Origin of the sequence: Pseudomonas californiensis, assembly GCF_021147775.1 — a bacterium.
Taxonomy (GTDB): Bacteria; Pseudomonadota; Gammaproteobacteria; order Pseudomonadales; family Pseudomonadaceae; genus Aquipseudomonas; species Aquipseudomonas californiensis.
Map to the genome: position 1 here is coordinate 1 of NZ_JAGTPK010000038.1, position 13,145 is coordinate 13,145.

10 protein-coding genes and 3 tRNA genes are annotated in these 13,145 nt (G+C 59.6%); 7 read left to right on the forward strand and 6 right to left on the reverse strand.

Annotated features, from left to right (window positions below; genetic code table 11):
- Positions 1–22: 22 nt before the first annotated feature.
- From KDX37_RS24615 to KDX37_RS24625, 3 genes are all read left to right on the forward strand, one after another.
- A tRNA-Gly gene (locus KDX37_RS24615) sits at positions 23–98 on the forward strand.
- Between the two features lie 101 nt (positions 99–199).
- Positions 200–275 (forward strand) — tRNA-Glu (locus tag KDX37_RS24620).
- Positions 276–277: 2 nt separating this feature from the next.
- A tRNA-Gly gene (locus KDX37_RS24625) sits at positions 278–353 on the forward strand.
- Positions 354–551: 198 nt separating this feature from the next.
- Here the strand turns inward: KDX37_RS24625 and KDX37_RS24630 are convergent.
- The gene (locus tag KDX37_RS24630; RefSeq protein ID WP_231655671.1) at positions 552–1,199 is read right to left on the reverse strand and encodes a DUF2238 domain-containing protein; all 648 of its coding nucleotides are present in this window, start codon (positions 1,197–1,199) and stop codon (positions 552–554) included.
- 187 nt (positions 1,200–1,386) lie between these two features.
- Positions 1,387–2,109, reverse strand: a complete 723-nt coding sequence (locus KDX37_RS24635; protein WP_231655673.1) for a pirin family protein — start codon at positions 2,107–2,109, stop codon at positions 1,387–1,389.
- A 219-nt stretch (positions 2,110–2,328) separates the two neighbouring features.
- On the opposite strand from KDX37_RS24635, the gene KDX37_RS24640 reads away from it, so the two are divergent.
- Both KDX37_RS24640 and KDX37_RS24645 read left to right on the forward strand, forming a co-directional pair.
- Positions 2,329–3,279: a GlxA family transcriptional regulator gene (locus KDX37_RS24640; protein ID WP_231655675.1), complete on the forward strand. Its 951-nt coding sequence runs from the start codon at positions 2,329–2,331 to the stop codon at positions 3,277–3,279.
- Positions 3,280–3,402: 123 nt separating this feature from the next.
- Positions 3,403–4,923, forward strand: a complete 1,521-nt coding sequence (locus KDX37_RS24645; protein ID WP_231655677.1) for an ATP-binding protein — start codon at positions 3,403–3,405, stop codon at positions 4,921–4,923.
- On the opposite strand, the gene KDX37_RS24650 is transcribed toward KDX37_RS24645, so the two are convergent.
- From KDX37_RS24650 to KDX37_RS24665, 4 genes are all read right to left on the reverse strand, one after another.
- Positions 4,903–7,671, reverse strand: coding sequence for an ATP-binding protein (locus tag KDX37_RS24650; protein ID WP_231655678.1), 2,769 nt, complete (start codon positions 7,669–7,671; stop codon positions 4,903–4,905). The two genes, KDX37_RS24645 and KDX37_RS24650, sit on opposite strands and share 21 nt — an antisense overlap.
- A gap of 100 nt (positions 7,672–7,771) precedes the next feature.
- Positions 7,772–8,209 (reverse strand): helix-turn-helix domain-containing protein, encoded by a 438-nt coding sequence (locus KDX37_RS24655; protein ID WP_231655680.1) that lies wholly within the window; start codon positions 8,207–8,209, stop codon positions 7,772–7,774.
- 181 nt (positions 8,210–8,390) lie between these two features.
- Positions 8,391–9,818, reverse strand: coding sequence for a mechanosensitive ion channel family protein (locus KDX37_RS24660; RefSeq protein ID WP_231655681.1), 1,428 nt, complete (start codon positions 9,816–9,818; stop codon positions 8,391–8,393).
- A gap of 67 nt (positions 9,819–9,885) precedes the next feature.
- A complete protein-coding gene (locus KDX37_RS24665; protein WP_231655683.1) occupies positions 9,886–10,905 on the reverse strand; it encodes an alpha/beta hydrolase in 1,020 nt (339 codons plus the stop codon).
- Positions 10,906–11,050: 145 nt separating this feature from the next.
- Between KDX37_RS24665 and KDX37_RS24670 the strand changes: the two genes are divergently transcribed.
- Both KDX37_RS24670 and KDX37_RS24675 read left to right on the forward strand, forming a co-directional pair.
- On the forward strand, positions 11,051–11,959 hold the full coding sequence (locus KDX37_RS24670) for a LysR family transcriptional regulator (protein ID WP_231655685.1): 909 nt from the start codon (positions 11,051–11,053) through the stop codon (positions 11,957–11,959).
- 134 nt (positions 11,960–12,093) lie between these two features.
- Complete coding sequence (locus KDX37_RS24675) at positions 12,094–13,065, forward strand: ABC transporter substrate-binding protein (RefSeq protein WP_231655686.1); 972 nt, start codon at positions 12,094–12,096, stop codon at positions 13,063–13,065.
- Positions 13,066–13,145 lie beyond the last annotated feature (80 nt).

A 13,145-nucleotide genomic window follows, 5' to 3' on the forward strand; every position in this document is an offset into this window, starting at 1 on the left:
GAGTCCCCTAGGGGACGCCATTGCGGGAATAGCTCAGTTGGTAGAGCACGACCTTGCCAAGGTCGGGGTCGCGAGTTCGAGTCTCGTTTCCCGCTCCATTTTTAAGCAGCGTTGCTCTTTGAGCAGGGTTGAGTGAAACCAGAACACATCTTCGGGTGAAGTCTGGAACTGAAACACACACCATGGTGTTTCAGGCAGTGTCCCCTTCGTCTAGTGGCCTAGGACACCGCCCTTTCACGGCGGTAACAGGGGTTCGAGTCCCCTAGGGGACGCCATTGCGGGAATAGCTCAGTTGGTAGAGCACGACCTTGCCAAGGTCGGGGTCGCGAGTTCGAGTCTCGTTTCCCGCTCCATATTCACGAAAACGCCGCTCAATAGAGCGGCGTTTTTGTATGCGCGTTTTAATAATGGGCCCGTGCTGGATCTTCAACCCGTCACATCAAAACGCTACAGGGCGATTGCGCTCGATTGCATTAATCAAAGTTGACTGACTCTACAATCATGGCGGAACGCTCCACGGTCACGGCAGCGTCGCGCTTGTTACCGCAGATTCAGTTGCGTGCCGAAAGGGCACGGATTCGTTCGCGCAACGAATGACCACGGCAGACAAGCACCAACAGTGCTCCGCCTGCTGCTGCAGCCATGTCTTGCTGGGCATCCCAGAAATCACCTTGTGCGCCGACGAACGACGAGTTTCCGCCACCGACGTATTGCCCACCGATCCACTCCATCAGTTCGTACAACATGGAGGTCGACAGCACGAACGACCAGGCGATCAGTGAGGCCCAGGCACCTTCAAGGTGGCATTTGCGGGTGATCACCTCACGCAGCGGGATGGCCATCAGCAAACCATAAGCCAGATGTACGAAGCGGTCGTAATGGTTTCGTTGCAAGTCGAAGACACGATCAACGTTCAGCCCGGTTACATGCTCGATTGCCGCAACGTACGGGACATCGGGATAGGTGTAGTGAGTGCCAACCTGATGCAGGCAAAGGAACAGCACGACCATCGCCCAGGACCAGGGCGTCCAGTAAAACCGTCTGCGGGTGAACCAGACCGCAAGGACCCCAACCGCAATCAGGCTGTTTTCGATCAGCCAGGTCTTGCGGTCTGCAGGGTCCCAGCCCAGCCACAGAAACACACCCAGAAACGCACAGTGCAGCCATGGCGTTATTGAGGCTCTGTTGTCGGTCAGCATCGTTAAGTCCTTCTCCCGTTTCTCTTGCAGGTTGCATAAACCTGTTTGACGTTAGGTTGGGCATCAGCGCGAGGATTCCATGAAATTCAAGTGTTTCCTGTTACGGAATCTGTTGAACAACAGGCAAAAAAACGCCGCTTGAAAAAGCGGCGTCGGGGGCGGAGTCAGCGTTAACTGTACGGTAGCCTTATGGCATTTGCGGCAAGTCGTTGGGGCGCAGGTCAAACACCAGCACTTCGGCATCAGCCCCTTTGCTCAGGTGGATGAGTTGTTCTTCGCGAATGCGCACGCCGTCGCCTTCTTCCAGTTGTTGACCGTTGAGCACTACGCTGCCACGAGCAACGTGTACATAAGCGTAGCGGTCGGCTGCCAGTTCGAGGGTGGCGGTTTCTGCACCGTCGAACAGACCGGCGTAAACCCGGGCATCCTGGCGAACCTTGAGCGCACCGTTCTCACCTTCAGGCGAAATGATCAGTTGCAGGCGACCGCGTTTCTGCTCAGGGCTGAAGTGTTCCTGCTGGTAGTTCGGGGTCGCGCCGCTGACACTCGGCACGATCCATATCTGCAGGAAATGTACGCCTTCGGTTTGCGAATGATTGAACTCGCTGTGTGCAACGCCGCTGCCAGCGCTCATCAACTGTACGTCGCCTGGACGAATTACCGAGCCGGTGCCCAGTGTGTCCTTGTGTTCCAGCGCACCTTCCAGCACATAGGAAAAGATCTCCATGTCGCGGTGTGGGTGCTGACCAAAGCCTTTCCCGGCGATCACACGGTCATCATTGATGACCAGCAGATCCGAGAAACCCTGTTCCTGCGGATTGCGATAACTGGCGAACGAGAAGGTGTGGAAAGATTTCAACCAGCCATGGTTGGCTGCGCCACGATCAGAAGCTTTACGAAGAGTCAGCATGATATTTCTCCATCTGGTTGTCGACGCTGCACATTCAGGGATCGACTCGATGGGATGAAGGTTACTGGTTAACGCACGACGCAATAAGTAGCTGAAAGATGAATGACTGTCCTGCTCAGGTTGACAGTTGTTTCGTGAGCAATGTAGCAAGGCCCCATCCGGTGACATCTTCGTCATAATGACCCACAGACCTTCCATTTTTTGAGTGGCGCGTAATTCATGAAAACCGTGGCAATGGTGCTGTTTCCAGACTTTCTTCTGCTCGATATGGCTGGGCCCATGGAGGTTTTCTCCATTGCCAACCGCTACCTGACGCCCGCTGAGCACTACCAGTTGTCCACCATCGGCACTGAACATGGCGCCATACGGGCTTCCAATGGCGTGCAGGTCATGGCGGACATTCATCTTGCGCAGGCGATGGGCAGCCATGACCTGTTGCTGGTGCCGGGTGGGCCAGGCGCTTATGACGAGAAACACGGCGCCTTGATGCAGTGGTTGCTGGACAGCAGGCCACGTCTGGCGTGCATTGGTTCGATCTGCACCGGGGCGTTCATCCTCGGCGAAGCAGGTTTGCTCGACGGGCATCGTGTGACCACGCACTGGCATTACACGGATCGTCTGATCAAACGCTTCCCGAAAGCGGTGGTGGAGACCGATCAGATCTACATTCAGGACCGCAAGCTACTGACGTCGGGCGGTGTCACCGCCGGTATCGACCTGGCGCTTGCCGTGGTCGCGCAGGATCACGGCAAGAAAGTCGCCCAGGACGTGGCCAAAGTGCTGCTGGTGCTGATGAAGCGTCAGGGTGGGCAGGCGCAATTCAGCCCATTGACGAATTCGGTCGCGGCTCAGGAAACCGCGATTACCCGTGTGCAGAATTACGTGCTGGAACACCTGGACGAGTCGTTCAGCGTCGAGCGCATGGCCGGTCTTGCCAACATGAGCGCTCGGCATTTTGCGCGGCTGTTTACCCGGGATATACAGATGACGCCGATGGAGTTTCTCCAGAATGCTCGGGTGGATCGCGCCAGAAACCTGCTCGAAGTCAGCGACCTGCCGCTCAAGACCGTGGCGTACCGCAGTGGATTTGGCAGTGTGCGACACATGCGCTTTCTGTTCTGCGAAAAACTTGGCCTGACGCCGGCCCAATACCGTGAACAATTCGCTTAGTTGCACTAAAACGCAGCGGTGTCCGTATCCGGCACCTCAATGACTGTGTTGCTCCCCCCTGAAAACTTGTACCACGCTCATTGCCTGCCAAGATGAAAGGAGACTATTCACCGGGGTGATGCAATGGACTGCGAGCCACTTATTGGCCTGCCAACAGCCGCCACTACATGCGCAATCGCCGAGCCTGATTCGGTGCTGCAGTTTGGACCGTACAGCTTTCATGCGCGCCAGCGCCTTGTGATGCGCGGCCTCGAACCGGTGCGCATGGGAGGGCGGGCGCTGGACATTCTGCAGGTGCTGATCGAGCATGCGGGCGCGGTAGTGGGCAAGCACGTCCTCATCGCGCTGGTCTGGCCCAACACCTTCGTCGAGGAAATCAATCTGCGAGTCCACATCGCGGCGCTGCGCAGAGCGTTGGGAGATGGATGCGACGGTCAGCACTATATAGAAACAGTGCCACAGGAAGGCTATCGGTTTACAGCGCAGGTGGAGCGCGCCCGCGACGTGCAGATTGCCGAACCCAAAAGCGTCGCCAATAACCTGCCTGCGCGCTTGACGCCGGTAGTGGGGCGTGACGAGGTGGTGTGCAAGCTGAGCAGGCAACTTCCGGCGCGGCGCTTCATGACCATCACCGGACCAGGCGGTATTGGCAAGTCCACGGTCGCCTGTCGTGTGGGCGAATCGTTACTGGCGTATTACCGTGATGGTGTCTGGCTGATTGACTGCTCGGTCGTGAACAGTGAGGCGGCCCTGATCGAATTTCTTGCGCAGACACTCAAGCGGGATGGACGGCAGTCATTGACTGCTCTGTTCGATGAACTCGGGAAAGGCCGTTGTCTGCTGATTTTTGACAATTGCGAGCACCTTGCCGACAGCTGTCGCCGCTGGGCCGAAGCATTGCTGGGCTGTGGGGGGAATCTGTCGATTCTAATAACCAGTCGCCAACCTCTGGGGGCCAAGGGCGAGTCATTTTATCGCTTGTCGGCGTTGGCCGTTCCACCCGTGTCCGCGCTGGGCAGCGTCAGTCAGGCAATGGGTTATCCCGCCGTGCAACTGTTCGTCAGTCGGGCTCAAGCGCGCCAGCACGAGTTTTCATTGCGTGACCCTGATCTAAAAATGGTACGCGACATCTGCCGCAGGCTGGACGGTCTGCCCCTGGCCATTGAGCTGGCCGCTGCCCAGATTGATACGTTCACGTTGTCCGGTCTGCAGGCCCAACTGAAAAACTGCTTTCAGCTGTTGAGCTGGAAGCGCCGTACGGCCGTTGCTCGTCATCAATCGCTCAAGGCGTCGCTGGACTGGAGTTACCACTGCCTGCCTGAATATGCGCAGACCGTATTGCAGTGCCTGGCGGTTTTCGAGTCGCCGTTCACCTGCGAGGCGGCGGTGGATGTGATCGGCTGCGACGGTCTGGGCGCGCGGTCCGTGCGGGACTGTGTGGCACAACTGGCGCGGCATTCGCTGCTGTTTACGGTCCAGAGTGACGGTGGGCTGCGGTATCGATTTGCCCATGCCACTCGGCTGTATGCGCTGCAAAAGCTTGAGCAGCACGGCGACCTTCAGAGGTTTCGCGCGCGGCACGCCCGTCATCTCGACCTGATGCGTTGGGTGGCTGCAGGCCAGTCAGCCCAATTGGTGGAGTAAACGCCTGGCCGCGACCAGATCCGGAAGCCCGGCGCCTTCAACAAAGCGTGCGTGTACAGGCGCCAGCAAGTCTTTGGCCTGAGAGGCTCGGCCCTGGCTTTGCCACAAGCGCGCCAGGGTTGTCGCGCTGCGCAGTTCCCACGCCAGCGCCTGCTGGTTTTGCGCCACAGCGATGGCCTTGAGCAACAGCGCCTCAGCCTGCTGATCGTCCTGCTCGGCCATCAGGGTTTCGGCCCGACTGCGCAGAATCTCTGCGGTGCACCAGCCTGCTGCACCGTTCTGGGCGCGTTCGAGCATGGCGTCATCCACCGCAGATGGGCGCAAAGTGATCATGATGTCGTTGATCAACCCTGTGCCGTCCTCGCAGCTCACAGCAGTTGGCGGCTCTGTCAGCAGTTGGCCATAGCGCTGCGCCCATGCGTTAAACAGCAGCACCGAATGCTTCAGCGTCTGCTCGTGCAGCAGTGTCACGTATTCGCCCGCCAGTCGCGTGTCACCGCTGTAGAGAGCGATGGGGCAGGCGGCAACGGCGAGACTGTAGCAGATCGATGCGCCATGGTTGATCTGTCGGGCAACGTCCAGTGCCTGACGGGCGGTCTGCAATGCCTGTTCGGGCAGGCCCTGCAGCCACAGGATGCGGGCCAGAACCGTCAGCGACGCGACGCTCAGGTCGTATTGAATCCCGAACCCGTGGGTAAACCGATTGAGGTGCCCGCTGTGCGCCATGCGCTGGATGACCTGATCGGCATCGCGCCGGGCCTGACCTTGATCGCCGGTGTAATGCAGCGCCAGAACACGCAGCCGATGGGCACTCAGGCATAGTGTTTCGCTGGCGTTGAGCCCCAATCGATTGAAGTGCTGGCTCTGTTCGAGCGCGAGCTGGTAATTGCCGCCACACAGGTTGACGGCCATCTGTCCTGAAATGGCTTGCAACTGGCCACCCAGCTCACCGGATTGTTCGGCCAGCAATTGCGCTGTGGTGAAGGCCTCCACGGTGTGCGGCGTGGGGCCCTGAGTGTGGTAGGAAAAGCTGCCCTGTGCCAGCTTCAGGTTCATTTTCAGGTCAAGGCAGGGCAGGGGATTGGCGTCCAGCAAGGCCAGGGCGCTGCGCACATAGTTGCCATGTTCGGTGAGCAGCGAAAGCTCCTGCCAGAGCGGTGCCGATTGAGCGACCAGACGAATCGCAAGTGTGTGAGGGTGAAGAGCGTTCAGCCCCCAGGCCAGTGTCGCGCGAATGTCCTCGAGGTTTCGGCTGTAACGGTCGATCCAGACCTCGGTCGGCGTGCGCTCCCAGTCCTGTCGCGCCTGTTCCATGATCGCCAGGCAGCGCCTGGCGTGGCGCTCTTGTGTTTCCAGCAGTTCATGGTGATGGCTCAGCTTGTTCAGGGCGTAACGGCGTGTGGTATCAAGCAGGTGATAGCAGGCGTCCTCGTCTCCCGTTTCGACGTTCAGCAGAGATTTGGCCACCAGTTGGATAAGCGCACTGAAGACCTGCGCTTCTGGCACCTGTCTATCGGTGATAACCGCGCTCGCTGATTCCAGTGTGAACCGGCCCTTGAAAATGCCCAGCCTTCGCAGGCAGGTCTGCTCGCAAGGGCTCAACAGGTTCACGCTCCAGTCCAGCGTGGCGTGCAAGGTCTGATGACGGTCGCTAGCTGCGCCGGCATCAGTTGCCCGCTGGCTGTGGCTGTGCTGGACATGCTCCAGCACCGCGTCCAGCGGTAGGTGCCCCACCTGCGCAGCCGCCAGTTCGATGGCCAGCGGTATGCCGTCCAGGCGCTGACACAGCTCGACGACCTGAGGCAGGTTTTCATCAGTCAGCTCAAAATGTTCCTGGCTGGTCATGGCGCGTTCGACGAACAATTGCAGCGCGGCGTAGTGCAAGGCCGCGATGCGGTCCGTTTCGTCAGCAGGCGGGCAGTCCAGTGAATCGACACGTTGTATGTACTCACCTTCAGCGCGCAGGCTTTCGCGGCTGGTGGTCAGGATATGCAGGCGTGGGGCGCTGCGCAGCAGGCTTTCGCTGAGCATGGCGATAGCGTCCAGCAGGTGCTCACAGTTATCGAATACCAGCAGCATCTGGCGGTCGCGCAAAAATGCAGTCAGGTATTTTTCATCATGCAGCGGGAGGTCCAGCATTGAGGTCAAGTGCGGGACAATCACCGCTGGATCGGTCAGGGGTGCGAGGTCCAGCAGACGAATGCCGTCGCGATACCGATCGATCAGTTGTTCGGCAACTCTCAGCGCCACGGTGGTCTTGCCGATGCCACCAGGGCCGACCAGTGAAATGAAACGGTGTTGCTCCAACTGGATGATGACGCGGTCGGCCAGCGCTTCGCGGCCCAGCATGCGTGCGCGGCGCATGGGTAGATTGTGGCGGGCCGAACTGGTCATCGGGGCATCCGGCGAGTTGTCGCTGTTTTCCAGCGTAAAGGGTGCGACAAAGCTGTAACCACGCTGCGCGACGGTGACGATGTAACGTTGCCCGGACTGGCCATCACCGAGTGCCTTGCGCAATGCTGCCATGTGTACCCGCAGGCTGCCGTCTTCGACCACGCTGGTCGGCCAGACGCGGGTCATCAGCTGTTGTTTGCTGACGACTTCGCCTGCCTGTTCCAGCAGGATGAGCAGGATGTCCATGGCCAGCCTGCCCAGACGCAGTGGACGATCAGCCTCAAGCACAACGCGCTGTTGCGGGAAGATGCGGTAGGGGCCAAAACGCATGGCCTGCTCGGTGAAAACGGTCAACGTTGGAGCTCCTGTCGCGGCGGCGGTGATGAGGTGTGCCTGGACGGCAGTCTGCAGACTAGCCTGTTTCGGGCAACCGGGCGCCAACACGTTCATCGCTTCACAACGCAGCCAGCGCCTCGCCATGGCCGGCGTTTCGGGCGTGTCCTCGCCATGTGAAGGGATTGACGCCCTCGGCACGCGAGAAGATATGCGAAAAATGCGATTGATCACAGAACCCGCACTCCTGACTGATTTGCGTCAGGCTCATGGCGGTGTGCTGAATCAGGCATTTGGCGCGGACCAGGCGTTGGGCACGGATCCATTCCTGGGGCGACAGCCCGGTGCTGCGTTTGAACGCTCGCGAAAAGTAGCTCCGTGACAGCGCGCATGCCTTGGCAAGTTCTGCCACCTCAATGTTCTCGCTCAGATTATCGAGGATCAGTTGCTTGGCCATACGCTCACGGCAGGGCGACAGGCCGCCGCTGTTGTCGCTGGGTTTATCGACTTTCTGCGCGCTGGCGCAGGAAGTGCAGGGGTACCGTGAAAAGTGAGTCATGGCAAATGTCCGTGGTGAATGGGATCTTTCCATGGGCAAAAGTTTGCGCAGAGGCTGCCATTCTTGAATCAGGGCGCGCAATTGACGAGTTAATCGTTGTTAATTTCGTGCCCCAGCGATGATGGCCAAGGGCTTGCTGCGGCGCTCTGTTCCGGGCCATCCAGCGTGGCCGTCGCCGTGCCTAGCGGGTTTTCAGCCAACTGAGAAAGCCACCTTTCCTGGGCAGGGCCGGACGCGCGAGCAGCGTCGAGTGAGCGTTTTTCTGGCGGATCGCCTGGAGCTTGTGCAGGGCCGTATTGACCTGGCTGGACTGCGCCATGCAATGGCTGGCCACGTTGCGGTCAATGCGATAAACGATGCTGGAGGTCAGTGCGGTGAAACAGGCTTCTGACGGCGTATCGTCGAGGATGCCCTGTTCGCCCATGACTTCGCTCGGCCCCATGCGTCCGGCTTCGATACGTTGGTCACCGTCAGGCACGGTCACGCTGATAACCCCGGTCGCAATCACGAACATGCAATCAGGCACCTCGTTCAGGTCCATCACCACTTGCCCGGCAGCGTACTGCTGAGCCGTCATGTTCTGCGCCAGTTCGTCACGCTCCTGTGAACTCAGCGAGCTGAACACCTTCACTTCATCGAGCAGGGCTCGTGCCCGGGATGTCGGCTCACTGGCCGTGTCGGGTTGCCGGACCACGCCTGCTGCTTCCAGATGACGGTGGGCCAGATCAAACAGTTGATTGCGGACTTCGGCTTTTTTGCTCAGGTCAGCGATGAAGCCGCTGGCCACATATTCGGACATGCTTTCACCCGAGGCATGCAGCACCGCCTTCGGAGCCGGGCTCAGCAACAGACTGCTGCTGCCTTGAAGTGTGCGCTCCAGGGCATCGAGCACCCGGCGCGGACGAATATGCGTGGGCACTTGGATACTGATCGACACGCCATGCATATGGGTCGGGCGGCTGAGGTTGACGATCTTGGCTTTGGCCGCCACCGAGTTGGGCACCACCGCCGTGCTGCCTGCGGATGTCAAAAGGTGCGTGGCCCGCCAATCGATGTCTATCACCTTGCCTTCGACGCCGTCGATCGAGACCCAGTCGTCGACCTGATAGGGCTTGGTGGTGTTGAGGACAATTCCAGAAAATACATCGCTCAAGGTGCTCTGCAAGGCCAGGCCGACGATGATTGCGACGGCGCCAGATGTGGCCAGCAGACCTTTTACAGGCAGGTCCAGCACGTAACCGGCGGCAGCGACCACGCTGATCAGAAACACCAGCGCACCGATCACGTCCTGGAGCAGCCGACCGCTGTGGCCGATGCGATGCATCAGGGCCAGGCCAATAAGCACCGTCAGTACGCGGGCGGCGTATACCCACCACAGAATCGCCAATGCGGTAGCCGCCAGTTGCATGACGCTGTCGTCCGGCCAGGACGGTGCGAGCAGCGGACTGATGCCAGCGTTGATAATGAGCGTGCTGAATGCGAGAAACAGCGCCAGACGAATCGCGACCCTTACCACCCGCAACTGCACTGGCGCCAAGTGCCAGACCAGCACATCGACCAGCAACAACAGGGCGCTCCATACCAGCGGGTGATTTGCTAACAGGGACATGGAAAAACTCCGGACGGCATATGAAAGAACCTGCCATCAGGCAGGTTCGTGTGCGGGTGATACCACCTTAGTTCAGATGGGCCTTCAGCTCGCCCGCTGCCTGACGCATTGCTGCGCGGACTTCCGGAATCTGATTCAGCGGGTTGAGCAGCCCGAAGTCATGGATCATCCCGTTGTAGCGCACCGCCGTGACCGGCACCCCGGCCGCGTCCAGCTTGCGGGCATAACCTTCGCCTTCGTCACGCAGCACGTCGAACTCGGCGGTCTGCACCAGTGCGGCAGGCAGGTCGCGCAGTTGTTCAGGGGTAGCACGCAGCGGCGAAGCATGGATCTGCGCCCGCTGGGTGGCGTCGGTGGTGTAGTTGTCCCAGAACCACTGCATCATATTTTTGGTCAGGAAATGGCCCTCGGCGAACTGCTGGTACGAGCCGTCCTCGAAAGACGCATCAGTCACCGGCCACAGCAGCAACTGGAAGCGCAGGGCCGGGGTTTTCTGTTCCTTGGCCATCAGCGCAACGACGGCTGCCATGTTGCCACCAACGCTGTTGCCGGCCACCGCCAGGCGTTTGCCATCCACGCCGATCTGCTTGCCGTGCTCGGCGACCCAGCGCGTTGCGGCATACGCCTGATTGATGGCGGTCGGGTATTGCGCTTCTGGCGACGGGGTGTAATCGACGTATACAGCCACCGCTCCCGAGCCCACCACCAGGTCACGGATCAGGCGCTGGTGAGTCGCAAAGTCGCCCAGCACCCAGCCACCACCGTGGAAGAACATGAACACCGGCAATTCACCTTTGACCTTGGCCGGGCGGACGATTTTGAGCATGACTGGCTGACCATTGACCTCAATCGTGCGCTCGCTGACCTCAACACCTGACAGGTCAACCTTGACCGAGGCCTGTGCGCCGGTCAGCACGGCGCGTGCATCCTTGGGGCTCAGTTGTTCCAGCGGTTTACCGCCACCTGCGGCCAGCGCTTCCAGGAACGCTTGAGTGTTGTGCTCGACGCCGGGGCTGCCAGCAGCAAATGCGTTGCCGATGGAAAGTGCGAGCAGGCTGCCGGTCAATGCTTTTTGAAGGGTGTTCATGGGTAAATCCTTTTAAAAATAATGGGTTATTAGTTTTGTGCGGTCTGGCGATGAGGCCGTTGCTGCACCATGGACACAGATTAATAGGGTGCTGAAATATGAAAAAGCGGCTATAACGCGTTTAACTGTCAACCAGGTCGTGACAATGAACCCTTTTGAAGACATGCGTATTTTTTGCCAGGTGATGGAATCGGGCAGCTTCACATCGGCCTCCGACAAGCTGGGCCTGTCCAAACAGTTCGTCAGCCGTCGTTTGATGCAACTGGAGGAGCGGCTGGGCGTGCGCCTGCTCAACCGTTCTACACGCCGCCTGGACGTCACCCCGTTGGGCCAGAGCTATTACGAGTCAGCCTTGCGTCTGTTGGCCGAGGTCGAGCAGGTAGAGCAGGGCATCACGGGCCAGAACAGCGAGCCGCGCGGCACCTTGCGCCTGAGTGCGCCGCTGTCATTTGCCGTCGCGCACCTGGGCTGTCTGCTGCCGCTGTTTCTGCAGCGCTATCGGGATGTGGCGGTGGAAGTGGACCTGAGCGACCGCCCGGTGGATCTGCTCAGTGAAGGCTACGACCTGGTGCTGCGCATCGGCGTGCTTGAAGACTCCAGCCTGATCGCGCGCCGCATCGCCACCATCGACCGCGTCTACTGCGCCAGCCCGGCGTATCTCGCCGAGCGCGGCACGCCCGACAAACCGGAAGACCTGCACGGGCATGACTGCCTGCCGTATGGCCACAGCCGTCAGGTGCAGTGGCGTTTTCAAGGTTCGGGCAAACCCTCGAGCCTCAACGTCAGCGGCCGGATGCGGGTCAACAACGGCGAGTTGCTGCGTGATGCGGCGGTGGCAGGGCTGGGAGTGACTTATTTACCAACGTTTATCGTTGGCGCGGCGTTGCGCGATGGGAGTCTGGTCCGGGTGCTGGACGATGTGCGCCCCGAGCCGCTGACACTTTCGGCCGTCTACCCGCAACACCGCCAGGCTTCGCGGCCGGTGCAGGCGTTTATCGAATTCCTGCGTGAGCGGCTGGACGCAAGTGGTGAGCTGGATGATCGGCGGGGCTGATGCTGGTTGTTCAAGGTTTTAGCTGACTAATTTGCATATTAGGCTAGAACAAAAATGAATTTAGGTAATTTAAATCCGGGTGTTAGGGTCATGCCGAAGGAATTTTCGATCATGACTTTGCTGGAGAAACGCCCGTGCCTACATCCCTTGTCCGCTGGAAAACAGTTCTGTTGACCGGGCTCGCGCTTGCACTGGCGATGCCCTGGTCGGCTCAGGCTGCCGAGCTGATTGTCGGTGATCAGAGCTACAGCGCCCGCACCGTGATGGAAGCCGCGGGCGTGCTCAAGGATCTGCCCTATGAGCTGGAGTGGAAGCAGTTCACGGCGGGTTCTCCTGTTGCCGAAGCCTTGAACGTGGGCAGCCTTGATGTCGGTTTGCTGGGGGACTCGCCAGCATTGTTCATGGGCGCGTTGGGTGCACCGATCAAGGTGATTGGCGTGTCGCGGCAGAGCCTTGAGGGCGTGGCGATTGTCGTGCGCAAAGACTCCTCGATCAGAACCGTTGCAGACCTGGCGGGCAAGAAAGTCGCGATCTGGAAAGGCTCGTTCAGTCAGCAACTGATGCTCACCGCCCTCGACAAGGCCGGAGTGCCACGCGATGCCGTGGACTATCGCTACCTGAGCGCACTCGACTCCTCACACGCGCTGGATGGTGGGTCTGTGGATGCGATTGCGACCTGGGAGCCTTATGTCACGCAACAGGAGCGCCAGGGCGCACGCATCATCACCACGGCGCAAGGGCTTATTCCGGCGCAAAGTTTTATCGTCGCCAATGACAAGGCGATCCAGAACAAGCGCGCGCAAATCAGTGATTTTCTGCAGCGCTTGCAGGCCGCCCGAGCCTGGTCGGTCAGCGATCCGCAACATAACGAGATTTACGCCAATGCCTGGGCCGCGCTGACCAAGGCCGACGCCGAGGTCGCCAGCCGCTGGTTCTCCCGCGCGCACGTGGTCGTGGTGCCCATCACGCCGGATGTTGTAGCGGGCGCTCAACAGACCATCGATTTTTTCAACAACGCAGGGCTGACCAAACGCTATCCTGCTGCCAGTGTGTTCGACGAATCTTTCAATGCCGCACTGCAAGGCCAGACTCAGGTTTCTCGTTGAGCGAGCGGCTTTGAGCGCGAGACGTTGTCTTGCTCGCGTAGAAGCCCTGTCAGGCATCGTGGACTCACCGAAGAAAACAG